At 66.8% G+C, this 25033-nt stretch carries 23 protein-coding genes; 18 read left to right on the forward strand and 5 right to left on the reverse strand.

Features of this window, described 5'->3' with window-relative positions; translation table 11 throughout:
* The first annotated feature begins 57 nt into the window (after positions 1 to 57).
* Genes FB562_RS02430 through FB562_RS02440 form a run of 3 tightly spaced genes read left to right on the forward strand, consistent with a single transcriptional unit; the run spans position 58 to position 3851 of the window.
* Positions 58 to 888: a carbon-nitrogen hydrolase family protein gene (locus FB562_RS02430; protein ID WP_141879684.1), complete on the forward strand. Its 831-nt coding sequence runs from the start codon at positions 58 to 60 to the stop codon at positions 886 to 888.
* A 59-nt stretch (positions 889 to 947) separates the two neighbouring features.
* The gene (locus FB562_RS02435) at positions 948 to 2024 is read left to right on the forward strand and encodes a response regulator (RefSeq protein WP_141879685.1); all 1077 of its coding nucleotides are present in this window, start codon (positions 948 to 950) and stop codon (positions 2022 to 2024) included.
* 33 nt (positions 2025 to 2057) lie between these two features.
* A complete protein-coding gene (locus tag FB562_RS02440) occupies positions 2058 to 3851 on the forward strand; it encodes a PAS domain-containing sensor histidine kinase (RefSeq protein WP_185740432.1) in 1794 nt (597 codons plus the stop codon).
* A 20-nt stretch (positions 3852 to 3871) separates the two neighbouring features.
* On the opposite strand, the gene FB562_RS02445 is transcribed toward FB562_RS02440, so the two are convergent.
* The gene (locus FB562_RS02445; protein WP_141879687.1) at positions 3872 to 5086 is read right to left on the reverse strand and encodes a pyridoxal phosphate-dependent aminotransferase; all 1215 of its coding nucleotides are present in this window, start codon (positions 5084 to 5086) and stop codon (positions 3872 to 3874) included.
* A gap of 166 nt (positions 5087 to 5252) precedes the next feature.
* Between FB562_RS02445 and FB562_RS02450 the strand changes: the two genes are divergently transcribed.
* The 5 genes from FB562_RS02450 to FB562_RS02470 all read left to right on the forward strand — a co-directional run bounded on the left by FB562_RS02450 (position 5253) and on the right by FB562_RS02470 (position 10857).
* Positions 5253 to 6683 carry a S1C family serine protease gene (locus tag FB562_RS02450; protein ID WP_246081309.1) on the forward strand — a complete coding sequence of 477 codons (1431 nt, stop codon included), beginning with the start codon at positions 5253 to 5255 and terminating at the stop codon, positions 6681 to 6683.
* A gap of 150 nt (positions 6684 to 6833) precedes the next feature.
* Positions 6834 to 7859, forward strand: coding sequence for a glycosyltransferase family 2 protein (locus tag FB562_RS02455; protein ID WP_141879689.1), 1026 nt, complete (start codon positions 6834 to 6836; stop codon positions 7857 to 7859).
* A gap of 2 nt (positions 7860 to 7861) precedes the next feature.
* Positions 7862 to 8671: a CDP-alcohol phosphatidyltransferase family protein gene (locus tag FB562_RS02460; RefSeq protein WP_246081310.1), complete on the forward strand. Its 810-nt coding sequence runs from the start codon at positions 7862 to 7864 to the stop codon at positions 8669 to 8671.
* 2 nt (positions 8672 to 8673) lie between these two features.
* The gene (locus FB562_RS02465; RefSeq protein WP_141879691.1) at positions 8674 to 9546 is read left to right on the forward strand and encodes a glycosyltransferase family 2 protein; all 873 of its coding nucleotides are present in this window, start codon (positions 8674 to 8676) and stop codon (positions 9544 to 9546) included.
* Between the two features lie 18 nt (positions 9547 to 9564).
* Positions 9565 to 10857: a CDP-glycerol glycerophosphotransferase family protein gene (locus FB562_RS02470; protein ID WP_141879692.1), complete on the forward strand. Its 1293-nt coding sequence runs from the start codon at positions 9565 to 9567 to the stop codon at positions 10855 to 10857.
* Between the two features lie 59 nt (positions 10858 to 10916).
* Here the strand turns inward: FB562_RS02470 and FB562_RS02475 are convergent, their stop codons facing one another.
* The gene (locus FB562_RS02475) at positions 10917 to 11819 is read right to left on the reverse strand and encodes a hypothetical protein (RefSeq protein ID WP_141879693.1); all 903 of its coding nucleotides are present in this window, start codon (positions 11817 to 11819) and stop codon (positions 10917 to 10919) included.
* 132 nt (positions 11820 to 11951) lie between these two features.
* Between FB562_RS02475 and FB562_RS02480 the strand changes: the two genes are divergently transcribed.
* On the forward strand, positions 11952 to 12599 hold the full coding sequence (locus FB562_RS02480; protein WP_141879694.1) for an NADPH-dependent F420 reductase: 648 nt from the start codon (positions 11952 to 11954) through the stop codon (positions 12597 to 12599).
* 164 nt (positions 12600 to 12763) lie between these two features.
* Here the strand turns inward: FB562_RS02480 and FB562_RS02485 are convergent, their stop codons facing one another.
* From FB562_RS02485 to FB562_RS02495, 3 genes are all read right to left on the reverse strand, one after another.
* Complete coding sequence (locus tag FB562_RS02485; RefSeq protein ID WP_141879695.1) at positions 12764 to 13534, reverse strand: ABC transporter ATP-binding protein; 771 nt, start codon at positions 13532 to 13534, stop codon at positions 12764 to 12766.
* Positions 13534 to 14340 (reverse strand): ABC transporter permease, encoded by an 807-nt coding sequence (locus FB562_RS02490; RefSeq protein ID WP_185740433.1) that lies wholly within the window; start codon positions 14338 to 14340, stop codon positions 13534 to 13536. Before FB562_RS02490 ends, FB562_RS02485 begins: the two co-directional genes overlap by 1 nt.
* A gap of 69 nt (positions 14341 to 14409) precedes the next feature.
* Complete coding sequence (locus tag FB562_RS02495) at positions 14410 to 15105, reverse strand: phosphocholine cytidylyltransferase family protein (RefSeq protein WP_141879696.1); 696 nt, start codon at positions 15103 to 15105, stop codon at positions 14410 to 14412.
* 222 nt (positions 15106 to 15327) lie between these two features.
* On the opposite strand from FB562_RS02495, the gene FB562_RS13755 reads away from it, so the two are divergent.
* From FB562_RS13755 to FB562_RS02540, 9 genes are all read left to right on the forward strand, one after another.
* Positions 15328 to 16494, forward strand: coding sequence for an ABC transporter ATP-binding protein (locus tag FB562_RS13755; protein WP_246081311.1), 1167 nt, complete (start codon positions 15328 to 15330; stop codon positions 16492 to 16494).
* Positions 16470 to 18041 carry an ABC transporter permease gene (locus FB562_RS02505; RefSeq protein WP_141879697.1) on the forward strand — a complete coding sequence of 524 codons (1572 nt, stop codon included), beginning with the start codon at positions 16470 to 16472 and terminating at the stop codon, positions 18039 to 18041. Before FB562_RS13755 ends, FB562_RS02505 begins: the two co-directional genes overlap by 25 nt.
* A gap of 24 nt (positions 18042 to 18065) precedes the next feature.
* On the forward strand, positions 18066 to 18326 hold the full coding sequence (locus FB562_RS02510) for a DUF3039 domain-containing protein (protein WP_141879698.1): 261 nt from the start codon (positions 18066 to 18068) through the stop codon (positions 18324 to 18326).
* A gap of 77 nt (positions 18327 to 18403) precedes the next feature.
* Positions 18404 to 19336 carry a hypothetical protein gene (locus FB562_RS02515; RefSeq protein ID WP_141879699.1) on the forward strand — a complete coding sequence of 311 codons (933 nt, stop codon included), beginning with the start codon at positions 18404 to 18406 and terminating at the stop codon, positions 19334 to 19336.
* On the forward strand, positions 19333 to 19689 hold the full coding sequence (locus FB562_RS02520; protein WP_425459811.1) for a GntR family transcriptional regulator: 357 nt from the start codon (positions 19333 to 19335) through the stop codon (positions 19687 to 19689). Before FB562_RS02515 ends, FB562_RS02520 begins: the two co-directional genes overlap by 4 nt.
* A 152-nt stretch (positions 19690 to 19841) precedes the next feature.
* Complete coding sequence (locus FB562_RS02525) at positions 19842 to 21242, forward strand: amidase (protein ID WP_141881051.1); 1401 nt, start codon at positions 19842 to 19844, stop codon at positions 21240 to 21242.
* A gap of 32 nt (positions 21243 to 21274) precedes the next feature.
* Entirely contained in the window at positions 21275 to 22459 is a 1185-nt protein-coding gene (locus tag FB562_RS02530; RefSeq protein ID WP_141879700.1) for a sugar ABC transporter substrate-binding protein, read from the forward strand.
* Between the two features lie 16 nt (positions 22460 to 22475).
* On the forward strand, positions 22476 to 24005 hold the full coding sequence (locus FB562_RS02535) for a sugar ABC transporter ATP-binding protein (protein WP_141879701.1): 1530 nt from the start codon (positions 22476 to 22478) through the stop codon (positions 24003 to 24005).
* A complete protein-coding gene (locus tag FB562_RS02540; RefSeq protein WP_141879702.1) occupies positions 24002 to 25003 on the forward strand; it encodes an ABC transporter permease in 1002 nt (333 codons plus the stop codon). Before FB562_RS02535 ends, FB562_RS02540 begins: the two co-directional genes overlap by 4 nt.
* Positions 25004 to 25033: the final 30 nt, after the last annotated feature.

A 25033-nucleotide genomic window follows, 5' to 3' on the forward strand; every position in this document is an offset into this window, starting at 1 on the left:
AAGTGGGCAATTCGGCGAGGTTGGAGAACCGCAGTCCAGGGGTCGTAGGCTGGCCGCATGAGCCATGACATCGAGCGGGGCGCCGACGCTGGGGTGGGTGTCGCCGTCGCACAGTTCGCGCCGGGTGACGACGTCGACGCGAATCTGGCGAGCATCCGCACCCTTGCCACGGCCGCTGCCGCTCGGGGTGCCCGGCTGATCGTGTTCCCCGAGTACTCGTCATTCTTCGTGCCGGAGCTGGGGGAGTCGACCGTCGCGGCCGCCGAGCCGCTCGACGGGCATTTCGGCGTGAGTGTCGCCGCCCTCGCGAAGGTGCTCGGGGTGTTCATCGTCGCGGGCATGGTCGAGCAGACGATGGGCGGCGACCGCGTCTACAACACGGTCGTCGCGGTGGGGCCGGCGGGCGAGCGGCTCGCCGTATACCGCAAGCTGCACCTCTATGACGCCTTCGGCCAGAAGGAGTCCGACTGGGTCGTGCCTGGCGCGGTCGAGCCGCCCGAGACCTTCGTCGTGGATGGCCTGACGGTCGCCCTGCAGACCTGCTACGACCTGCGCTTCCCTGAGATGACGAGGCGTCTGGCGGATGCGGGGGCCGATATCGTCGCCTGCCCCAGCGAGTGGGTGCGCGGCCCGCTGAAGGAGCACCACTGGCGCACCCTCGTCACCGCCCGGGCGCTCGAGAACACGCTGTTCGTCGCGGCGGCCGACCATGCGCCACCCGTCGGCGTCGGCAACAGCATGATCGTGGACCCCATGGGAGTTGTCGTCGCGGCGATCGGCGATGGCAGCGGCGTCACCCTCAATTGGGTGACAAGACAGCGGGTACTTGACGTGCGGGCCGTGAATCCGGCACTTCAGCTGCGCAGATTCGGGGTACAGGAGCGCTAGGAGAAGTGCTCCCGGGAACGTAGAGTATCCCTGTACAGCAGTTCGGGGGGAGCATCATCATGGCGGAGCCATATCGTGTCATCGTCGTCGAGGACGACGAGGACGTCGCCTTCTACATCAAGACGGTTCTGACGAAGCAGGGGTGCATCGTTCAGACGTTCACCGACCCGTCGTTCGCGCGTCAGGCGATGCTCCTGTATGAACCGGATGTCGTCATCACCGACATCGAGATGCCCGGCATCACCGGAATCGAACTGATCGACCAGGTGCGGGCGGTGCGCCCGGGAACGCCCGTCGTGGTCATGACGGCGCACGTCTCGGTCGACTACGCGGTGGAGGCTCTGCGTCACAACGCCGACGAGTTCCTGACCAAGCCCATCGCATCCGCCGACCTGATCAGCATCGTGACGAGGCTGGCCAACGAGTTCCGCAATGCGAAGGCGAATGTGCGCGAGCGCGAGGTTGTTCTCGCGATCGGCGCCCACCCGGACGATGTCGAGATCGGGGTCGGCGGCATCCTGCTCGCCCACCGCGCGGCAGGCGACGCCGTGCACATCCTCACCCTCTCGCGCGGCGGCCGTGGTGGCCATGTGACGGAGCGGCAGGGCGAGGCATTCGAGGCGGCACGGCTGCTGGACGCGACGCTGCACCTGGAGGACCTGCCCGACACGGAGATCCCCGAGGTCGACCCCACGCAGGCGCTCATCCAGAAGGTCGTCGACGAGGTTCGGCCGTCGATCGTCTACGTGCACAGCGACCACGACATGCACCAGGACCACAGGGCCGTGCACAAGGCCGCCCTGGTGGCGACCCGTGCGGTGCGATCGGTCAGCTGCTACCAGAGCGCTTCGGCGACGGTGGACTTCCGCCCCAACCGCTTCGTGAACATCGACGGCTACCTGGAGGGCAAGCTCGCGCTCGTGCAGACGCACCGCTCGCAGCTCTCCGCCAGCCGCTACCACGCGCCGGACTTCCTGGCGGCGACGGCCCGATACTGGTCGCGCTTCGGTGACGGCGCGGCTGCTGAGCCGCTTGAGATCGTGCGCGACTCCGGCGATGTGTCGAACGCCCCCGTGGATGTGGCGCAGGCGTTGCGCGCCCACCGCGAGCAGCGTGCGCGCCAGCTCGCGCAGTAGCTGGGCGATTTTCGTGTCGTGATGAAGCGGCTGATGATCCTCCTGCGTACCCTGCGCGCGGTCACCTTTGACTCCGTGCTGGTGCGCCTGCTGCCGACGGCGCTGCTGTTCGTGGTGGCGCTCGTCGTCGCGGTGGTCGTACCCGAGTTCGAGCTGCTCGACGGGCTGGCCGTCTGGCTCTCCTGCGTGTTCATGGCGCTCGCCGTCGTGCTGGCCGTGCTCTACTCGCTGCGCCCGAACATGCACTGGGTGCAGTTGGTGCCGCTGGTGGCGATGCTCGCGATCGCGGTGGCGCGGGTGGGCATCGGCTCCTTCATGACGCCCGTTCTGGTGCTTCCGATCATCTGGTTGGCGACGTCGGAGGGCGTGCGCTGGGTCGTCGTGGCGGGGCTGGCTGCTGTGGGGGCGCTCGCGCTGGAATTCACCTGGCCAGGGGCATCCGTCGGCTCCATCGAGGGGATGCTTTCGGTCGTGTTCACGCCGCTGGCGCTGATGATCGTGGCCGCGACCGTGAACCGTATCGCGGGGGAGAACAGGCGCAGCGCCTCGGTCAATGAGCAGTTGACGCGGCAGCGCGAGTCGATGCTGGATGAGGCGGTCGACCTGGTCGGGCAGCTGCGCGCGAACGAGGCGCAGCTGAAGGAGAACGAGGGTCGTCTGCAGGCCTCAGGGCATCTGTTGCGCAGCGTGCTCGACTCGGTGAGTCGCCAGTCGGTGATCGGCACCGATCTGACGGGCCTCATCGATGTGTGGAACACGGGCGCCGAGACGATCCTCGGCCTGCGCGCGAAGGAGGCTGTCGGCTGGCGGCACATTCACGAGTTTCATCGCGGCGAGGAGCTCGACGACAGGGCCCGCGAGCTCGGCTACCCGGCGGGTGCGACCGTGCTGAATCCCGGCTTCTCCGCGCTGGTCGAGTATGCGCGGCTGGGCGGTTCGGAGGATCGCGACTGGCACTATGTGCGCGACGACGGCTCGGCCACCCCCGTGCATGTGACGGTCACGCCGCGCGTCGATGAGAACGGCCGTACGGTGGGGTACATCTTCGTCGGAACCGACATCAGCGAACGCAAGGAGCTGTCGCGTCTGCAGGACGAGTTCGTGGGTCTGGTGTCGCATGAGCTGCGTACCCCGATCAGTTCGATTCTCGGTTATCTCGAGTTGATGCGCGACGACACGGATGCGCCCCTCTCGGACGAGCAGCGGCACTATCTCGGCGTTGCGGAACGCAACGCGCACAGGCTTCTGAGGCTCGTCGGTGACCTGCTGTTCACAGCACAGGTGACGGCCCACAAGTTCCCGATCGAGGCGGCCGAGGTCGACGTGAACGCGCTCGTCGAGGCCGCAGTGGAATCGGCCAGGCCAGTGTCGAAGCGCGGTAATGTCCTTCTGCTGTCGAAGCCTGCCGCCGCCGCGCCGATCGTGCACGGCGACGCGACCCGCATCGCGCAGGCCTGCGACAACCTGCTGTCGAACGCCATCAAGTTCACGCCGCGCGGCGGCACCGTGACGGTCTCGGTCTCTGTGACCTCAGGGGCGGAGGGTTCATTCGCGAGGGTCGCGGTGCGCGACACGGGCATGGGCATCCCGCCCGATGAGATCGCCCAGCTGTCGACGCGCTTCTTCCGCGCATCCACTGCCACGCGCAGCGCGGTGCAGGGGGTGGGGCTCGGCCTCAGCATCACGAAGGCGATCGTGACGGCCCATGGCGGCGAGCTGTCGGCCGACAGTGAGGTGGGCGTCGGCACGACGTTCGCGTTCACGCTTCCGCTGCTGCGGGTCGGCGAGACCGAGTCCGATGGCAGGCAGGTGCACGAGGCGTCCTGACCGGATGTCGGTGCCGGGGCTCAGGCTCGGCGCAGCTGCTGCAGCTGGGCGGATGCCCTGCGCAGCACCTCCTTCTGCTTGCAGAACGCGAAGCGCACGAGCGATTCGTGGCCTGCACGGTTCTGGGGGCGCACGAACGCGGTGATGGGCACAGCGGCGACCCCCACGAGCTCCGGCATGCGGAGGCAGAGTTCCTGGGCATCGTCGAAGCCGAGAGGCGAGGCATCCGCGACGATGAAGTAGCCTGCGCTGGGCGTCATGACCGTGAATCCGGATGCTCTGAGACCGTCAGCGAGGATGTCGCGTTTGGCGCGCAGCCCCTCCCTGAGGTCGGTGAAGAAGTCGTCGCCGAGCCCGAGTCCGGCGGCGATGGCCGGTTGGAAGGGCGCGGCGTTGCTGTACGTGAGGTACTGCTTGACGGCGAGCACGGCGCTCAGCAGTTCGCGGGGGCCTGTCGCCCAGCCGACCTTCCAGCCGGTGGTGCTGAACGTCTTGCCGCCGCTCGAAATGCTGATCGTGCGCTCGCGGGCGCCCGGCAGTGAGGCGATGGGTGTGTGCGGCGCGTCGAAGGTGAGGTGCTCGTACACCTCGTCGGTGACGATGACGGCGTCGTGCTCATGGGCGAGCTCGACGATCAGTTCGAGCGTCTCGCGGCTGAAGGTGGCACCGGTGGGATTGTGCGGGTCGTTGATGAGGATGATGCGGGTGCGATCGGTGACGGCCGCCCGCAGCTCGTCCAGATCGGGCTGGAAGTCGGGTGCGCGCAGCGGCACCGTGCGGTGGATGGCCCTGCCGAGCGCGATGGCTGCGGCGTAGGAGTCGTAGAACGGTTCGAAGGTGACGACCTCGTCGCCGTCGTCGGTGAGCGCGAGGATGGTGGCGGCGAGGGCCTCTGTGGCGCCCGCGGTCACGAGCACCTCCGTGTCGGGGTCGAGCTCGATGCCGTAGAAGCGCTCCTGGTGGGCGGCGATCGCGGCCCTCAGCACGGGGTTGCCGATTCCGGGCGGGTACTGGTTGGTGCCGTCGCCGATGGCACGTTTGGCGGCGGCGAGAACCTCTGCGGGGCCGTCGCCGTCGGGAAAGCCCTGGCCCAGGTTGATCGCGCCGGTGCGCGTGGCGAGTGCTGTCATCTCGGCGAAGACGGTCTGATTCAGTGTTCCGTCGTCCGAGAGCAGCATGGCGCCCTCCGCGGTGCGCGCCCACGCGCCGCTGACCCTGCTGCCCGTGGCCGTCATGATGTCGCCGCCTTCGCCATACTTGACAGGGTACTGCGGGGGAATCTTCGGCCGGTTGCGGCGTTACACCCCACGTCAGGAACAAGGGTCGGCAGGCTCGAAGCCAGCGCATAGAAATCGCACAGCTTCGGGATGGATGCTGGCTTCGCTTTGGAAGGAGCATCCCATGACCGACAACCCCACTGAGGCCCCGAAGCCCGCCGATGACGCAGACAAGGACACGACCGTGGTCCCCGAGAGCGCAACCCCCGCGTCACCTGAGCCCCTCGCATCCGCCTCTGTCGCATCCGAGCCCGTCCCGTCCGCCACCGCGGCCGAGGGTGTTCCCGCTGCTGAGGCCGGCGCCGCGTTCGTGAGGCCTGAGGCCGCACCGAAGCGCCGCACTGCGGGTGTCGGCTTGGTCGCCGCTGTCGCCATCGCCGCTCTCGTCGGGGGAGCGGTCGGCGGCATCGGGGTGTACGCGCTCGTCGGAAACGACGGCGGCACCCCGGTCGCCGGCTCCGGCACGGTGGGCACCAATCTGATGGTCAATGACGTCGACACGGCCACCGTGGTCACCGGCGTCGCCGCATCCGTCGCCCCCTCTGTTGTGACGCTGTCGGTCACCGGCGGCACGGCGGCGGGCACCGGCTCGGGCGTCGTGCTGAGCGAGGACGGCTACATTCTCACCAACGCCCATGTGGCCACCCTCGAGGGGGCGACATCCGAACCCACCATCAAGGTGCAGACCTATGATGGGCGGCTCTTCGACGCGAAGCTTGTGGGCAGCGACCCCATCGCCGATCTCGCAGTTGTCAAGATCGACAGCGATGTCGTGTTCCAGCCTGCCGATTTCGCCAACTCCGGCAAGTTGAACGTCGGCGACACGGCGATCGCCATCGGCGCCCCCCTCGGGCTGAGCAACACGGTGACGAGCGGCGTCGTGAGCGCCCTCAACCGCAGCATCACGGTGGCTTCCTCTGCGGTGCCAGACAAGGCAGCTGAGGGTGACACGACGGCACCCGACGGCAATGGCTATGACCCGTTCGGCCCGTGGCGCTTCGACAACGGTCAGGGCGACAGCGGCAGCAGCGCGCCCGTCTCCTCGGTGATCTCTCTTCCGGTGATCCAGACGGATGCCGCCATCAACCCCGGCAACTCGGGCGGCGCGCTGCTCAACGACGATGGCAAGGTCATTGGCATCAACGTGGCCATCGCGAGCACGGGCAGCAGTTCCTCGTCGGGCGCCGGCAACATCGGCGTCGGCTTCGCCATCCCGGCGAACTACGCCAAGCGTGTCGCGTTCGAGATCATCGACAGCGGCACGGCGACACACGGCCTGCTCGGCGCGACGGTGGCGGATGTCACCGAGGTGCAGGAGCTCGCCGACAGCTCGGTCGTCGGTGCGGCGATCGACAGCGTCTCCTCCGGCGGGGCCGCAGCGGCCGCAGGGCTCAAGAAGGGCGACGTCGTCACCTCATTCAACGGCCTGCCCATCACCGGCAAGACCGATCTGACGGCTCAGGTCCGCGTGCTCGCGGGCGGCGACAAGGCCGAGATCGTCTACGTGCGCGGAGGCAAGAGCTACACCGAGAGCGTCACGCTGGGTTCGCTCTAGCGAAGCACCGAAAAGCCCCGACGGTCACGATGATCGTCGGGGCTTTTCGCATGCGTGCTCCGGATGCGCACAGTCGTGGGCTGCTAGGCTCAGCCGAGCTCTCCGCTAGTCTGGAGGGCCTTGGATTCGCCGATTCGACGACTGGACAGCATGGCGCGAGAGACCTCAGAGTACCCCGGTGTCTCGTATGTCATGCCCGTGCTCAACGAGGTGGATCACATCGAGGCCGCGGTGCTCAGCCTCACCGCCCAGGACTATCCGGGCGAATGCGAGATCGTGCTCGCGCTGGGCCCGAGCGTCGACGGCACCAACAGGGTCATCGAGCAGCTCGCCGAGGCCGATCCGCGCATCCGCAGCATCCCCAATGAGCTCGGTTCAACACCGGGAGGGCTGAATGCGGCGATCAGGGCGTCGCACTTTCCGATCGTGGTGCGCGTCGACGCCCACTCGGTCCTGCCTGTCGACTACACGCGCATCGCCGTCGAGACGCTGCTGCGCACGGGGGCCGACAATGTCGGCGGCATCATGAAGGCTGAGGGCGTTACCGCCTTCGAGCGGGCCGTCGCCCACGCCTATGGGGCCCGCGCCGGTCTCGGCGGCACGCCGCACCACGTGGGAGGGCAGGAGGGCCCCACCGACACCGCCTACCTCGGCACCTTCCAGCGGCACCGCCTGCTCGAGGTCGGCCTCTTCGACGAGGGCATCAAGCGCGGTCAGGACTGGGAGCTCAACAGGCGGCTGCGGGCAACCGGCGGAACCGTGTGGTTCACGCCGGAACTCACCGTCGTCTACCGACCGCGCTCCAGCGTGGTCAAACTCGTGCGGCAGTTCGTCGCCACCGGCATCTGGCGCGGCGAACTGGCCCGGCGCTTCACGCGGGAGAACGGCATCCGCTATTTCGTTCCTCCTGTCGCCGTTCTCGGCATCCTTCTCGGCATCGTGCTGGGCGTCATCGGGGCGGTCACCGCGAGCTGGCTCGTGTGGGCTTTCGCCGTGCCCGCCGTGTATGCGCTCTTCGTGCTCGGCGCGGCCGTCCCGGTGCTGCGATCGGAGGGGCCGCGCAGCGCCCTCTGGTATCTGCTCGTGCTGCCGTGCATCCATTTCGGGTGGGGCGCGGGCTTCGTGCTCGGCTTCCTCAAGCTCAGCCGCAACATCACGGCCCAGATCGGAAGATGACCATGAGCACCGAAGCACCACGAGGGCGGCCCTCCTCCATCGCTGAGCTGCGCGCCGTCGCGCAGCCGCCCGAGGTTCGGCTGCGTGCCAACGCCGAGCACTGGACGGCATCGCTCTATCTGCGCAATCTCTCGCCGTATCTCACGTGGATGCTGCTCAAGACGAGCGTCTCCGCCAATGGCGTCACAGGGCTCATGATCCTCGTCGGCTGGTGCACGGCGTTCAGCCTGCTGGTTCCCGGTCTCGCGGGTGCGGCGCTCGCGCTCGTCATGGGGCAGCTGCAGATGCTCGTCGACTGCTGCGACGGTGAGGTCGCGCGCTGGCGCGGAACGAGCTCGCCCGCAGGTGTCTTTCTCGACAAGGTGGGGCATTACACGACGGAGGGGCTGATCCCGATCGTGCTGGGCATCCGTGCCGCCGGCTTCCCGTTCGACGTTCCCGAGGACTTCTTCTGGACGACGCTCGGGTGCCTGCTCGCCGTGCTCATCATCCTCAACAAGGCCCTCAACGACATGGTGCATGTGGCGCGGGCCAACGCGGGGCTGCCGAAGCTCGCCGACCGCAAGGGCGAGTTGGAGCCCGACCGTCGCCTCGTCGCGAAGCTGCGCAGGGCGGCCCGTTTCGTGCCGTTCCACCGCCTGTACCACTCGGTCGAGCTGACCATGCTCGCCTTCGCGGCCGCGATCGTCGGCCTCGCCATCGGTTCGGAACTCGCCGACAGGGTGCTCCTCGTTGCGCTCGTTCCCCTTGCCGCGCTTGCCCTCGCGGGCCACTTCGTGGCGATCATGGCGTCCAAGCGGGTGCGGGCATAGTCGTGCAGAAGCTGCCGACCGTCGGCGTGGTGGTGCTCACGCAGGGCACCAGACCCGACGACCTCATGCGCGGGCTCGAGAGCGTGCTCGCGCAGCAGGGCGTCGCGCTCGATGTCGTCGTCGTCGGCAACGGCTGGCAGCCCACAGGGCTCCCCGAGGGTGTGCGGGCTCACGGCCTGCCCGAGAATCTCGGCATCCCGGCGGGCCGCAATCGTGGCGTCGAGCAGGTGTCGGGGGAGTGGCTGTTCTTCCTCGACGACGACGCGAGCGTGCCGTCGCCAGATTTTGTGACGGATGCGATCCGCCTGATGGTCGCGGACCCCACGATCGGCCTCGTCCAGCCGCGTGTCGTCGACCCCTCTGGCGTGACGAACCCCCGTCGCTGGGTTCCGCGCATCCGCAAGGGTGACCCCACCGAGTCGAGCCCGGTCTTCTCCGTCTGGGAGGGGGCGCTCGTCATGCCGCGTGCCGTGTTCGACAGGACGGGCGGATGGGCGGAGCCGTTCTTCTACGCGCACGAGGGAATCGAGCTGGCCTGGCGGGTGTGGGATCAGGGCCTGCGCAGCTGGTACGCGGGCGAGCTCGTGGCCCATCATCCTGCGATCGAACCGAGCAGGCACGACTACTACTACCGGCTCAACGCCCGCAACCGCGTGTGGTTGGCGAAGCGCAATCTGCCGTGGGTGTTCGCCGTTCTGTATGTGGGCTCGTGGACGGGCATCCAACTGCTGCGCTGGGCGCGGCAGCCCCGGCTGCTCGCCGCCTGGTTCGCGGGCTGGCGCGAGGGCTGGCGTGAGCCTGCGGGCGAGCGCCGCCCTATCGGCTGGGTAACGGTTTGGCGCATGACGCGTTCAGGGCGGCCGCCCATCGTCTGAGGCTGATTTAATGGGTTGATGCCCGTGATCAAAGACCTCAAGACGGCCCGGCGACTGGTCACGAGCCTCCTCCGTTCGCGTCGCACGCGCCATGAGTTGGCCCGCCGACTGCCGGGGGTCGCGTCGCCGCCGCCGCGGAGCATCCAGATCGCCGTGTATTTCGCGGATTCGCGCGTCAATCTGTACCAGATCCGGCAGTGGTATGGCCCTCTGGCGGCGTTGGCGAAGAAGTGGCCGGTCGCGATCATCTCGCGCTCGCCCAGCGCGATGCTGAAGCTCGCCGACGAGGCGCCTGTTCCGGTGCAGTACCTGCGCAAGGTGGCCGATCTGGAGCATTTCGTCGAGCAGCAGGACATCAAGATCGTGTTCTACGTCAACCAGAACGCGCGCAACTTCCAGATGTTCCGCTACGGCCGCATGTGGCATGTTTTCATCAACCACGGTGAGAGCGACAAGATGTACATGACGACCAACCAGTTCAAGGCCTACGACTACAGTTTCATCGCGGGTCGTGCAGCCTACGACAGGCTTCGCCAGAAGCTGTGGAACTTCGACGTCGACAACCGCACCATTCAGATCGGGCGCCCCCAGGCCGACCATTTCGCCGGCGAGCTGCCGTACACGCCCGATGATCGGGTCGTGGTGCTGTATTCGCCCACTTGGGAGGGCGACAGGGCGGCTGCCGCCTACGGTTCTGTCGCATCGCACGGGGTTGCGCTCAGTTCGGCCCTGCTGGCCGACCGCCGTTTTCGCCTCATCTACCGGCCGCACCCCCGCAGCGGTGTCATCGATCCTGATTTCAAGCGCGCCAATGAGTCGATCATCGCCGAGATCGCGGCGGCGAACCAGGCTGATCCGTCGGCCCAGCACGTCTATGACGACGGCCCTTCGCTCGGCTGGCAGCTCGCCGCGGCGGATGTCGCGGTGACGGATGTCTCGGCGATGGTCTACGACAGGCTCGCGACGGGCAAACCGCTCATCGTGACCAGGCCTGTCTCTCCGCTGACCGACGTCGACGAGGCGGGCTTCCTGGGCGCTGCCGAATGGCTGACGGCGGATGCGGCGGGCGACATCATCGCGCAGGTCGAGCGGGTGCGCGGTGACGTCGAAGCGCTCGATCGCCTGCACTACTGGGTGGAACGGCACTTCGGTGACACCTCGCCGGGTGCTGCGACGGCGCGATTCCATGACGCCGTCGAACGTCTTGTGGGAGTGTGGCACGAGCATGCGGCGATCCATCTGGGCGATCGCCAGATGAGCGAGGCCGACCCCTTCGTCGACGACGATGACGAGGATCCGACGACCGAGTGAGTGGCGCCGGAGCGCCGTGACTGGTCACTTCGTGCCCGAAGGTGGCATCCGTGGGGCGGCTATTGACCACTCGGCGGCGTCATCGGCAGTGTCGTAGGGGCAGGCGGCGCGGATGCGTCGCCCGGCGCGGCAGCGGACGGGCCAGCCGGTAGCTGCTTGCGGAGCGGCACGGGGAGGCGTCGCGCGCCATCGCGCAGCGCTGCGCCCCCGCGTGACACATAGGCGACAAGGGGTGTGCGCGGCGGCTTGAGCTGCTCGAGGTTCGCCGGAAAGTACTCGGGTGCCGGCCCGAACGCATCCTTCGACGCGGCGACGATGCGGCGGCCGAGGATGTGACTCGCGGTGCCGCCGACGACGGCGCCGATGCCGAACGGAAGGATGCGACCGATGGCGCCCGTCGTGGTGTTGCGGGCGAAGCGCTGCAGGAACGCCCTCTTGACCCTGTCGGCGATGGGGCCCATGAAGGCCTGCGGAACGTTGCGGCCGATGACGTCGCCCCAGAAACGAGTGCGGGGCACCGCCTGGCCGGTGGCCTGCGCGGCGAGGCTGCGCACGAGCTCGGCACCCGAATTGCCCAGCATCATCGCCATCACGATGGTTCGGGCCCTGTCGGGGTCGGTGACGGCGATGCCGTGGATCTCGGTGATCGACTGTGCGAACAGGGCACTCGCCTCGAGGAACACGGCCGTCTCCACCCCTGTGAGCGCGAGGCTGATGCCCGTGCCGACGCCCGGAATGATGGCGGCGGCCCCGACCCCTGCCCCACCCGTGGTGACGGCGGTCAGGTAGTGCCGTTCGAGGATGCGGATCACCTGTTCAGGGCTGGCCCCCGGATGCCTGCGGCGCACATTGCGCACATGGTCGAGCACGGCGGGTCGTTGCGTCGTCAGCAGCCGGTCGAAGCCGCGCACCATCATGGGGTGCGGTGTGATCTCCTCATCCTGGCTTGGCGATGCGCTCATCCGGGCTCCTATGTCTGCTGGCCTGTCGGGGAGTACAAGTGTAGGCGCATGCTCGTGCGCACCCGCTGTGCACCCCGCGCACGTTTCGCGTCACACAGGAATAGTGTTGCCGGGCATCCGGTTCTGACAGTCATGACAACCATCGGAATCATCGGAGCAGGAAACATCGGCAGCAACGTGGCCAAGGCGGCTCTCGCCCACGGCTACGAGGTGGTGATCTCCAACTCGCGGGGCCCGGAGACGCTCTCGGAGCTCGTCGCCGAACTGGGCGACGGCGCGACTGCTGGCACCGTCGCAGAGGCGTCGGAGCGCGGTGAGCTGGTACTCGTCGCCATCCCGCTGAAGGCGATCGGCGACATCGACCCGGCTCCGCTGGCGGGCAAGACCGTCATCGACGCGAACAACTACTACCCGCAGCGCGACGGCCACATCGCCGAACTGGACGACGAGTCGACCACCACGGCGGAGCTGCTGCAGCGGCGCTTACCTGACTCGAAGGTCGTGAAGGCGTTCAATCACATCGGCGCGAAGCAGATCGTCGAGGATGCGCTCGCCTCCGGTCAGGCGGGGCGTCGTGCGCTCGCCATCGCAGGCGACGACCAGACGGCGAAGGATGCTGTGGCCGCCTTCATCGACGCGATCGGCTTCGACACGCTCGACCTGGGCGTTCTCGCGGAGGGCTGGCGCATCCAGCGTGACACCGCCGGGTACGTCAAGCGTTTTGACCGTGACGGGCTTGCGGATGCCGTCGCGCAGGCGAAGCGCTACCGCGACATGTAGCGAGAACCCCGCCGGCAGAGGGGCACGAAGTGCCTGCCCTTCCCTCTGGTCGAGGGGCACGAAGTGCCTGCCTTGCTCTGCGGGTCGAGCGGCACGAGGTGCCTGCCCTGCCTGCTGGTCGAGGGGCACGGAGTGCCGTCTCGAGACCCGCCCCGCGAGGTCTCCTAGACCCCGTAGTCGGCGTTGTAGCGGTCGAGCACCTCGTCGATGGTGGAGTCGAGCACGAGTTCGCCTTTGTCGAGGTACAGGCCGCGCGTGCAGAAGCGGCGCAGGTCCTTCTCGTTGTGTGACACGAAGAACAGGGTGCGGCCGCCGGCGAGTAGCTCCTCGATGCGTCGGTAGCATTTCTCGCGGAAGGCCTTGTCGCCGACGGCGAGCACCTCGTCGACGAGGATGACGGGCTCTTCGAGGCGGGAGATCACGGCGAAGGCGATGCGCACGCGCATCCCGCTCGACAGGTGCTTGTAGGGGGTGTCGAGAAAGTCGCCGATTTCGGCGAAGTCGATGATCTCGTCGAAGCGTTCCTCGATCTCGGTGCGCTTCATCCCGTGCAGCCCCGCCGTGAGAAAGACGTTGTCGCGCACGGAGAGCTCGTCGACGAAGCCGCCTGTGATCTCGATGAGCGGGGCCACCCCGGCGTGGACGCCGACGGTTCCCTCGTCGGGCAGGATGACCTCTGCGACGAGTTTCAGCAGTGTCGACTTGCCCTGTCCATTGCGGCCGACGACGCCGATGGCTTCGCCGGAGATGACGTCGAAGCTGACACCGCGCAGCGCCCAGAATTCGCCGGGCCGGGTGCGGCGGCGGCTGCCGGCGAAGAGGTCTTTGAAGGAGCGGCGCGAACGGCGGTTGCGTTTGAATCGGATGCCCGCATCCCGTACCGAGATCACGGTGCCTGCATCGACGGGCCGGGGGGCGACTGCTGCGGCTGTCATCAGATCTCCTTCAGCACGGCGCGGATGGTGCGCCGGAAGACGAGCATCCCGAGCCCGAGCAGGAGAACGCTCACGCCAGCGCCGATGCCGACGGCCATCCAGTCGAGTTGCTCAGGGAAGAATGCGGCACGGTACAGCGAGAAGATGCCCGCGAGTGGGTTGAACGACGCCCACAGGTGCAGCCCCTCCGGCAGGTCGGTGATGCCGTAGATGATGGGGGAGGCGTAGAAGAGAAAGCGCAGGGCGAGCTTGGTGGCGCGTTCCAGGTCTCTGAAGAACACGACGAGCGGCGCAACGATGAGGCTCACCCCGACGACCAGGATGGCCTGCAGCAGCACCGCGAGCGGGAAGAACACGACCTGCCACTGCAGCTGGGCACCTGTGGCGATCGCGAACACGGCGATCACCGGGATGCTCGCGAGGAACTCAATGCCCTTCGAGAGCGCGATGCGGTTCACCCAGATGGTGCGCGGAATCTTCGTCGAGCGCACCAGCTTCGCCTCGCGGATGAACGCCCGAGTGCTGTCGCTGACCGCGCCGTTGAACCACATCCATGGCAGCAGCGCCGCCAGCAGGAACACGATGTACGGAGTCGAGCCGACCGAGCGGTCGAACACCTGCGTGAAGACGAACCAGTAGATGGATGCCATCACCAGCGGGTCGAGGATCGACCACACATAGCCGAGGGCCGACGTCGAGTACCGCACGCGCAGATCGCGCAGCGTCAGCAACCAGAGCGAGCTGCGGTACCGCTCGAATGGCGACCGCGCAGGGCGCAACGGAACGGAAACTGACACGAGCACCATCGTACGGGTCAGCGGCTGCAAAGCTGCGGAACGCCGCCGTCGGCGGCGCCAACTGACGAGCAGGTGGCGCTAGCTGAAGAGCAGGTTCGCCCGCTCGAGGTCCTCGGCGAAGTCGACCTCGACCGCGTACAGGTCAGAGATGTCGATCGGCTCGACGAGAAGGCCGTTCTGCTCGATGGCCAGCTCGATGCCGCGCTCGAAGTAGTCCTGGTCGTCGACGCGGGCCAGCTGGCGCACCAGCGCGGCCTTGTCGCGGCTGGAGACGTAGTTGATGCCGACGGCCTCGCCGAGACCACCCTTGACCGTCTTCGACAGCTCACGGATGTAACCTTCGGCGTCCGTCGTGTACTTGACCTCTTCATCCGACACCTTCGCGGTGTTGACGGAGACGAACGACTGGTCGCGGGCGACCACCTTCGCGGCGCGCTCGAGGGCCACCGGGTCGAAGACGACGTCGCCGTTCATCCACAGCACGCCACCGGAGGAGGAGGCGCGGAGGGCGCGCATCAGGCTCTTGGAGGTGTTGGTCTGGTCGTACTGCTCGTTGTACACGAACGACGCCTCGGGGAACGCGTCGATGATGTACTCGAGCTTGTAGCCGACGACGATGGTGACCTTCGCGTCCTTGCCGAACGCCTGGTGGATGTTGTCGAACTGCTGCTGCATGATGGTGCGGCCATCGCTGAGTTCGGTGAGGGACTTCGGCAGGCTTCGGCCGAGTCGGCTGCCCATTCCGGCGGCCAGAATGACGATCTGTGTGCTCACGAGAGTTCTCCTTGCTATGAGTCTAGGGTCGTCGGATCAGCGTTCACTGACTGTTCACCCGACGAGCATTGGCAAGTCACCTCTTTGTGATTACATACAAGCTAACTACAGCTGCGCCTGTGGGTCGACCTTTTGTCGTGCTCTCTCAGCAGTCTGTGTCCAATTCGTGATGCGGGGCGACATGCGGCTGCGGCACCCACCGCGCATTGGTACGGTTGATCGGTGACACACAAGCAGGCGACCGGATCAGGCGATTTCTCGATCGAGAAGGCCCTTTCGCGCTTCGACGTGCTCATCGACAGGCTCACCGAGGCCGATCTGTCTACTCCCGAGCCTGCGGAGCTGTCTACCCCTGCGCCTGACGAGGTCGAAACGGCGGTGGATGTCGCGGCCGATCCGGACGATGGCGTGACAGCAACGGACGCCTCCGAGGTCGTCGTCGAGCCGGAGCCGGAGCCCGAGCCCGAGCCGGAGCCCGCGCTCGAGCCCGCCTTTGCGGCGAGTTCTGTGGCGACGGTCACCGCAACGACGAAGGCCAGGCCGACGACCAAGGCCGCCCCCCGGGCGAAGGCCAAACCGAAGAGGGCTCCTGCGGTGAAGCGTTCCGCGCCCCGTGTTCCGGATGACGCCCCCGTCATCCTCGAGATCGCCGGCCTCGTGAAGCGCTTCGGCGATGTGGCCGCTGTCGACGGCATCGATCTCTCCGTGCGTGCGGGGCAGATCTTCGGGATCGTCGGGCCGAACGGTGCGGGCAAGACGACGACACTGTCGATGGTCACGGGCGTGCTGCGGCCGGATGACGGCGTGGTGACGGTCGGTGGTGCCGATGTCTGGAGCAGCCCCGCCCAGGCGAAGCGTGCCATGGGCATCCTGCCTGACCGTCTCATGCTCTTCGATCGCCTGACGGGTCGCCAGTTGCTGTTCTACTCGGGCCTGCTGCGGGGCCTCGACCGTCAGACGGTCAAGTCGCGCAGTGCTGATCTCATCGCCGCGTTCGGGCTCGAGGATGCCCAGGATCGCCTCGTCACCGACTATTCGGCGGGTATGACGCGCAAGGTCGCACTCGCCGCAGCCATGATCCATTCGCCGCGCCTGCTCATCCTCGACGAGCCTTTCGAGTCCGTCGACATGGTGTCGGTGGAGGCAGTGCTCGCGGTGCTGCGCCGGTACGCGGCCGCGGGCGGCACGGTCGTGCTGTCGAGCCACAGCATGGACCTGATCGAGCACTTCTGTGACTCGGTCGCCGTGATCGCGGAGGGTCGCATCCTCACCGTCGGCACCACCGAGGAGGTGCGCGGCGACGCCTCCCTGGAGGAGCGGTTCATCGACCTTATCGGCGACGTGCGACCGGGGGAGGACATGGAGTGGTTGCGCTCGTTCTCCGACTGAGGCTCGCCCAGCTCTCCAACGGGCTGCGTCGCGGCGGTGTGCAACTGCTCGGTCTCGTCGTTCTGCTGGCGTTCGGCGTTGCGCTCACCGGCTATCTGCTCGACGCGTTCGGCGCCCTCGCGTCGGCTTCCGCGGCGGATGCGGCAACGGGAACGGTTCTGATCGGTTCGGTGGTCACGCTCGGCTTCGTGCTGGTTCCGTTGCTCCTTCCGGGCGATGATCCTCTCGATGCTCGCTCCTTCACCCCCCTCGGTCGCCCTCGTGCCGGCGTGGTCTGGGGCTTGGCGCTCGCGGCCGTCATCGGCGTTCCGACGATTCTGCTGATCGTCGTCGCTGCGGGCTTCGCGCATTCCTGGGCATGGAATCCGGATGCTGCGCCCATCGCTTCTCTCGCGGCTGTCCTGATTGTGCTGACCGGTGTGCTGGGTGCGCGGCTCGCTCGTTCCTTCGGCGCCGTCGTGCTCATGACGCGCGGCCTGCGTGAGGCTGCCGGCATCGTGCTGCTGCTGGTGCTTCTGGCGGCGACACCTTTCGTGCTCATGTTGCTGCTGGGGGGCGACGACCCTCAGTTGCAGTCTCGGCTGGGTGAGTGGGCGGCGGGGCTCTCTGACTCTCCGCTCGGGTTCGCGTGGGCGGCGCCTGTGGCTGCGGCCGCGGGTGACTCGGATGTGGCGTGGCAGCGTCTGGGCATGGCTGCGCTGGTGCTCGGTGTCGTGGCGGTCGCATGGCATCTGCTGGCGCTCCGCATGCAGCGCATGCCGGCGCCGCGGCTCGACGGTTCTCCGGCCCGCGAGGCCGGCCTGGGCTGGTTCGATGTGATGCCGGCGACTCTGGTGGGGGCGATCGCGGGGCGCAGCTTCAGTTACTGGATGCGCGATGGTCGCTACAAGTTCGCGCTTGCCGTCATCCCGGTGGTTGCCGTGCTGGTGGTGGTGCCGTTCGCCGTGGTCGGCGTGTGGTGGCAGAATCTGGCGCTCATCCCGCTGCCGGTCATGTGTCTGTTCTTGGGCTGGTTGCTGCACAACGATCTCGCGCACGACAACACGGCGTTGTGGTTGCATGTCGCGGCGGACACTCCGGGCTGGGCGGATCGCATCGGCCGAATCGTGCCTGTGCTCGTGCTCGGCGTTCCGATGATCGCGGTGTTCGCGCCCCTGAGCGCGTGGGGGTACGGCGATTGGTCGGTGCTGCCGTCGGTGTTCGGGGTGAGCGTGTGCGTGCTCCTCTCCGGTATCGGCATCTCCAGTTACACCTCCGCCCGTATGCCGTATGCGGCTGTGCGGCCGGGGGCGAGCCCGTTCTCGCAGCCGCAGTCGTCATCCGGTTCGAGTGGTCAGGCTGTCGCATTCTTCGGAACCATCGTCGTCTCGTTGCCGGTGCTGTGGCTGGCCGGTCTGGGCCTCGCGGAGGGCGGCGATTGGCCCATGCTGACCCTGCTGGGCGGCCTCGTGCTGGGGCTGCTTGTGCTGCTGCTGGGCGTGTGGGCTGGCGGCCGTGTGTTCACGCGGCAGGCTCCGGAGCTGCTCGCTTTCACTCTGCGCAATTGACGCTGAGCGCCTACCATTGAACGCATGAGTGACACTGAACACAGCGGCGGCGGTACGGATGTCCTGGATCGCGAACTCGAGGAACTGCTTCAGCAGGAGCAGCTCGAGGATGGCGACCACGAGCGCTTCTCGCACTATGTGCAGAAGGACAAGATCCTCAAGTCGGCGCTCAGTGGCAAGCCTGTCATCGCGCTGTGCGGCAAGAAGTGGACCCCGGGTCGTGACCCCGAGAAGTTCCCTGTCTGCCCCACCTGCAAGGAGATCTACGAGAAGATGAAGCAGTAGCTCTGGCCTGTTGATCTCAGAGTTATGTATTGATACAATCATGCATAGCTTGAACAGAAGATCGAAAGGTGGGGCGCATGGACTTCGAGCGGATGCTGGCGTGGGGGTTCATGGGTTTCATCGCGCTGATGCTCGTGGTCGTGATCATCTTCGCGGCGACGCCGCGTTCTCGGATGCGTGCCGTCGACGACTTCGTGCGCAAGGTGCGACTCGACCCGGGTGACGCGAAGATCCGGGCGGCCGTCGAGCGTCGCACGAGCAGGGTGAGTATCGCGGCAGTACTCGGAGCCGCTGTCGGGTTCGGGGCGGCAGTGGGGGTGCTTCTTCTCGTCCCGGAATGGCAGTCGTCCACCACGGTCTTTCTGGTGGTCACGCCGCTCCTGCTGCTCGGCCTCATCGGTGGCGGGGTGGTCGTGACGCTGCACGAGTCACTCTTTCAGCAGGATGCGGATGCCTCGCGCATCGCGAGGGCGATCTCGCCGACAGAGGCCGACTATGTGGACGCTCGTCGTCGAATGACGCCGAGCATCCTGCTGCTCTTTGCTGCTGCCGCCACCGGAATCGCCGTGGTTCTCGTCATCCTGGGGCGGACTGACGCGGCAGCTCTCGTGACCGCTCCCGCGCTGCCGGTCTTCGTCGTCGCCGTCGTCGGCTGGGTCGCCGCACGGATGCTCAGTCGTCGTGTACTCTCTCGGGGCCAGCCAGCGGGCGGCCCGGGCGAGCTCGCCTGGGATGATGCACTGCGGGCTGACACGCTGCTCCGGCTCACGTCGGCGATGACCATGCTCTGCTGGGTGTCGCTCGTCGCATCCCTGCACCTCATGCTTTCCGTCACGTTCTCCGATCCGGATGTCACGTGGCCCGACACCATCGTGAATCTCCTGTTCACGTGGGGGCTGATCATCGTCAGTTTGGATGCGCAGCTTGTCGGGGCGCGGCGACACTTCCTGCTGCGTCTGTGGCCTGACACCGACTTCGAGACCGGGGTCGTGAGGGGCGCATCCGCATGATGCTTCGCATCGATCCGGCGTCGGCTGTGCCGCCGTTCGAGCAGTTGCGGGTGCAGCTGCTCGAGCAGGTGCAGTCGGGCCATCTTGCGGCCGGCGCAAAACTGCCGACCGTGCGCAAGTTGGCGGAGGACCTCGGGCTGGCTCCCGGTACCGTCGCGCGCACCTACCGTGAGCTCGAGACCCTCGGCATCATCGAGACCCGCGGCCGGGCCGGAACCTTCGTTGCCGCGCAGGGTGACCCGGCTGAGCGCGGGGCGCAACAGGCCGCGCGCGACTACGTCGACCGCATCCGCAGCCTCGGCGTGGACTCGGATGCTGCACTCGAGTGGGTGCGTGCCGCGCTGCGCCCCTGACATCCGCGCCCGCCCCGCGATCGGATGTGCGCGCACGCGCAACTGCCGGGCTGCGCGTGCCGTCTGCATCAACATTGGGGCCGTCGTGGTCAAGTGGTGGGGCTCTTTGCTTGGGAAGGTCGTCACGAACAAAGGAGTTGTCCGTGACGCTGATGCACCGTTCCGCGGTTTCGCTTGCCGCAGCCATCCGTGAGGGTGAGGTCTCCTCGGTCGAGCTCGTGACCGAAGCAATCCGCGCCACAGATGCGGCACAGGAGCTCAACGCGATCATCTGGCGCAACGATTTGGATGCGCTCGCGAGGGCTCGTGAGGTTGACGACGCGATCGCTCGGGGTGACGATGTCGGGCCGTTCGCGGGAGTGCCCATCCCGATCAAAGAGCTCACCATGGTGGCAGGTCAGCCGGCCACGCTCGGCTCGCTGGGCATCTCTGACGCGCCCCGCGAGCACAGCGAGATCATCGTCGAGCGACTTGTCGATGCGGGCTTCGTTCTGTTCGGTCGCAGCAATTCGCCGGAGGCCGGGCCGATGTCGGTCACCGAGAATCAGCGTTTCGGTATCACCCGCAACCCTTGGAACCCCGATTTTTCGCCTGCGGGGTCTTCGGGCGGCGCGGCGGTGGCGGTTGCGGCAGGAATCACGCCGGTAGCCCAGGCCACTGACGGTGGAGGCTCGATTCGCATGCCGGCGTCCGCTACCGGACTGCTTGGTCTGAAGCCGGCGCGAGGGCGAGTCCCTTCGTACGTGCCCACCTGGGAGCATTCGATCATCGATGGGGTCATCACCCGACACATGATCGACACGGCGGCAATTCTCGATGTCATCGCCGGTACTCACTCGTCTGCGCCGTACACGGCGCCAGAGCCCGAGCGGCCGTTTGCCGATGAGGTTGGGGCTGCGGGTCCTGCTCGTCGGATCGGGCTCATGCTGGAATCCCCGACCGGGCATGCCGTCGACCCGGAGTGTGTCGTTGCGGCAGAGAAACTTGCGGCGCAACTCGAGAAGCTCGGCCACAGGGTGGAGACCGTTAACCCGACCCTGTTCAGCTTTGAGGCGATCACCGGGTTCCTCGACATCATCATCAACTCGTGGCTGTGGGCGAACCCGTACGACAATCCCGAGCTTGCGGAGAAATACATCAGGGAGCGCCGCCACAAGGCGACCGAGTTTCATGCCGGGCAGTACGCGATCGCTGCGGCTCGCCTCTACGCGGAGTCCGCATCGATCACGGTGCAGTGGGGCCGCGATTTCGACCTGTTGTTGACTCCGACCATGGCGACGACACCACCGTTGGCCGGCACGGTGCTCGACGAGGCGAACCGTGATTTCTCGGGGCCGCGCGTGACCGAGAACCAGATGGTCGCATTCACTGCGTTCTGCAACATCGCGGGGCTGCCTGCCATATCGCTGCCCGTTCACACCTCGCAGCTCGGTCTGCCGGTCGGAGCGCAGCTGATCGGCCGCCCGTTCGGCGAGGCCGAGCTGATTCGTGTCGCCTCCTCCGTCGAGGAGTACTTCGGGTGGACCACTCGGTTCCCTGATGGTTTTCAGTAGCCCTTACCCAACCCAAGAGAAAGAAGAAGTCAATGAAGACAACTGCTCTTCGTGGGGCGCCCCGCGCCCCGTGGCGGATCATCGCGCTTGCCGCAGCGGCCCTTCTGCTGGCCGGATGTACGGCGGGCGCCCCGACTGACCCGTCAGAGTCCGGCACCGCCGGGATCTCCACCGAGGTTCAGGCAGCCGTGGATGCCGCGTATGCCGGAACATCCGGCCCCCTTCCCGAAACGCCCACGGTGATCTCGCCCGATCACAATGTGTGGGTCGTGTCGGCCTTCCAGCAGATCAGCGGGCTGGCAAAGATCGCATCCGAGGTTGAGAAGGGGGCGGATGTTCTCGGCTGGAAGTCGTCAGTGTGCGACGGCCAGAATGACCCGAACGTGTGGGCGACGTGTGTACGCCAGGCGACTGCAGCAGGCGCAGACACGATCATCCTCGCCGGGGTCGACTGCGCGCCTGTCGCCCAGGCTGTGACCGAGGCCAAAGAAGCCGGCGTCGTGATCGCGGGAATCTCGGCATTCGACTGCGACGACCCGACTCAGGGAGGTTCGGCGTCGCTGTTCGATGTTGAGCCCAGCTATAGCGAGGATTTCGCCACAACCGCTGATTTCTTCACCCGCCTGGGTGAGCTTCGGGCCGACTACATCATCTCGACGACGAACGGTAACGCCAAGGTTCTCCATGTGGCGTTCCAAGGCGTTTCGATCGGGGACTACCTGGCGAAGGGCTTCGTCGATCAGCTTGCGAGCTGCTCCGGATGCGAGATTGTCGAGACCGTGGCCGTCGGGCCGGCCGACGTGCCGAACCTCCGACAGATGTTCGAGACCGGGCTGCTCAAGTCGGCGAAGGCCAACGTGATTGTCGCGGATCTCGACTTCATGCTCGCCCTCGGTGTGCAGCCTGCCCTCGAAGCGGCCGGAATCAGCAGTGACACCGTTGTTCTCGGCGGAGAGTGCACCGTCGACACCATTGCGTTCATGCGCTCGGGTGGAGGCGCGAACTCGTGCATCGGCTTCTCGAACGGCCGCACCGCGTGGTCTCTCCTCGACGGGATCAACCGGTTCCGCAATGGAGACGCCCCTGCGGTGTCGACGATTGGTTGGCAGCTCATGGATGCCACCAATCCCGAGGTCTGGCCGGCTGAGGGTGAGCCCTTTGAGGGCCCCATCGACTACAGCAAGGGCTACTCGGCCCTGTGGACTGCAGCGGGCTGACTGGGGTGTCTGACCAGTGACAACAACAACGGGGGGCCCGGAGCCTGTGCTCCGGGTCACCCGACTCTCCAAGACGTACAGCACGACCGTGGTGAATTCGGTTGACTGGCAGCTCGAGGCTGGGCGAGTCCATGCGCTCCTCGGCGGCAACGGTTCGGGCAAGTCGACACTTCTGAAGATGATCGCCGGGGTGGTGCCCGCCGATCCTGGCGGCGAGATCGAACTGCTCGGCCAGCGCTACGACAGTGAGAAGTACGGGCCGCACGCCTCGCGTGCGCTTCGCTTCGTGCATCAGGATCTCGCCCTGGTCGACGACCTGTCGATCGCCGACAACTTCGGGCTTGCACGAGAGTTTCCACGCTCGCGGCTGGGGCGCATCGACGATCGTGCGCTCGTCACCCATGTCGCATCCGAGCTCGCCAAGCGCGGGCTTGACCTCGACCCTCGGCTTCCGGTCGCTTCACTGCGATCGGCAGACCGCACGCTTGTCGCCATCGCCCGGGCTCTCGACGGAATCGGTGACGGCCCGACCACCCTCGTGCTCGACGAACCGACAGCGAGCCTGCCGATCGATGAGGTGGTGCGGCTGTTCGATTCGATTCGTGCACTGCGTGACGGCGGGCACAGTGTCGTCTTTGTCAGCCACCGGCTGTCGGAGGTTGCTGAGATTGCCGACGATGTCACGATCCTCCGTGACGGCAGGGTTGTGGGTCGCGGGCCGATCGCCGAGTTCAGCGAATCCCGCATCGTCGAACTGATCGCGGGGCATGTTCGCGGGGAGCGCACAACGCACCTTGGTCACGCGCGCAACGATGGGCACGCAGCTCTCGTGGCCACAGACATTCTCGCCGGCCCGCTGAAGGGCGTCGATATTACGGTGCGATCCGGCGAGATCGTCGGACTTGCCGGGCTGGTCGGCTCGGGGCGCTCCTCTCTGCTTCGAGCGATCTTCGGCGATCTCGACGGCGCCGGCGCAATCGCTGTGGATGGCGTGCCCACCAGCATTCGATCGACCGGTGACGCGGTGCGCGCCCGCATCGCCCTCGTGCCAGAAGATCGCCAACGGGACGCCGCGTTTCTCGACCGCCCCGTATGGGAGAACCTGAGCGCTGCGGTGCTCACGCGCTACCGCCGATGGGGTCGCCTCTCAGCGCGGCAGGAGCGCAGTGACGCCCCGGCGATCATGCACGAGTACCGGGTGCGAGCTCCATCGCCAGCCATATCGCTCGCGGCACTCTCGGGCGGCAACCAGCAGAAAGTCATCGTCGCCCGGTGGATGAGCGCCGACCCCAGAGTGCTGCTGCTGGATGAACCCACCCAGGGCGTCGACGCTGTCGCCCGTGACGAGATCCATGAGTTGGTGCGCGCCGCCGCCCGGCGGGGCACCGCCGTTGTCGTGGTGTCGAGCGACCTGGATGAGCTCGAAGAGTTGAGCGATCGAGTGCTCGTGCTCGTCGACGGGCGCATCGCCCGCGAACTCACCGGCAGCGACGTCAACCGCGGCCTGATCACCACAGCCATGCACGAAACAGGAGTCCCATCGTGAAGTCGTCCGAATCTGCCCTCGCGCGCCAGCCCCTCGCGTGGCGTTCGATCATCGAACGCTATGCGCTCCTCGCGCTCGTCATCGCAGAATTTCTGGTGTTTGCTCTCAACCCGGTCTCTGGCGACATCTTCGTCAGCGCTCTCAACCTGCGCACCCTCATAGCGAACCAGGGCGTTGCGCTCATGATCGCGGTCGCACTCGTGTTCCCGCTCGCTGCAGGAATCTTTGACTTCTCTGTTGGTGCCGTAGCCGCGTCGTCATCCGTCGTCGCTGGCGCTGCGATCGTGAACTTCGGGCTCCCGGTGCCCGTGGCGGTCGCGCTCGGTGTTGTGTTCGGCAGCATCGTCGGGTGCCTGCTCGGGCTGATGATCGCCTACGGCGGTGTGAACCCATTCATCGCGACGCTCGGCGTGGCAACCCTGATCGGCGGCGGGATTTTCGCTTACACCGGCGGGTTGCGCATCACAGGCATCCCGCCTGAGTGGACGGATCTGGGATCGCGTGACTGGTTCGGCATCCCACGCATCGTCATCGTGGCGGGTGTCATCGCGTTCGTCGCCTGGTGGCTTCTCTCGCAGACGGTCTTCGGTCGTCGCCTGTTCGCCATCGGGTCTAACGCGCGCGCAACGCAGCTTCTCGGGGCCGACGTCAAGCGCATCCAGTTGCTCGCATTCGTGGCCTCGGGCACGCTCGCCGGAATCGGCGGGGTTCTCCTGCTGGCGCGCAACGGCGGCGCCACCTCAGACAACGGAATGATGATGCTGTTCCCCGCGCTCACAGCAGTGCTGCTCAGCACCATCGTCATCGACATCGGGCGCCCCTCGGTGCCGGGGGTTGTCATCGCGATCCTGTTCATCGCCATCACGGTGAGCGGCCTGACGCTCATCGGAACGCCGTCGTGGGTCAACCAGATGTTCAATGGCGCCGCCCTGCTCATCGCTGTGGGGGTGGCCCGGCTGGCCAAGCAGCGCACAGGCACGGCTCCCCGCCGTGCCTGAACTCGGGCAGGATGGGCACAGAGACAGGGG

It is taken from the genome of Homoserinimonas aerilata (genome assembly GCF_006716125.1).
GTDB lineage: Bacteria > Actinomycetota > Actinomycetes > Actinomycetales > Microbacteriaceae > Homoserinimonas > Homoserinimonas aerilata.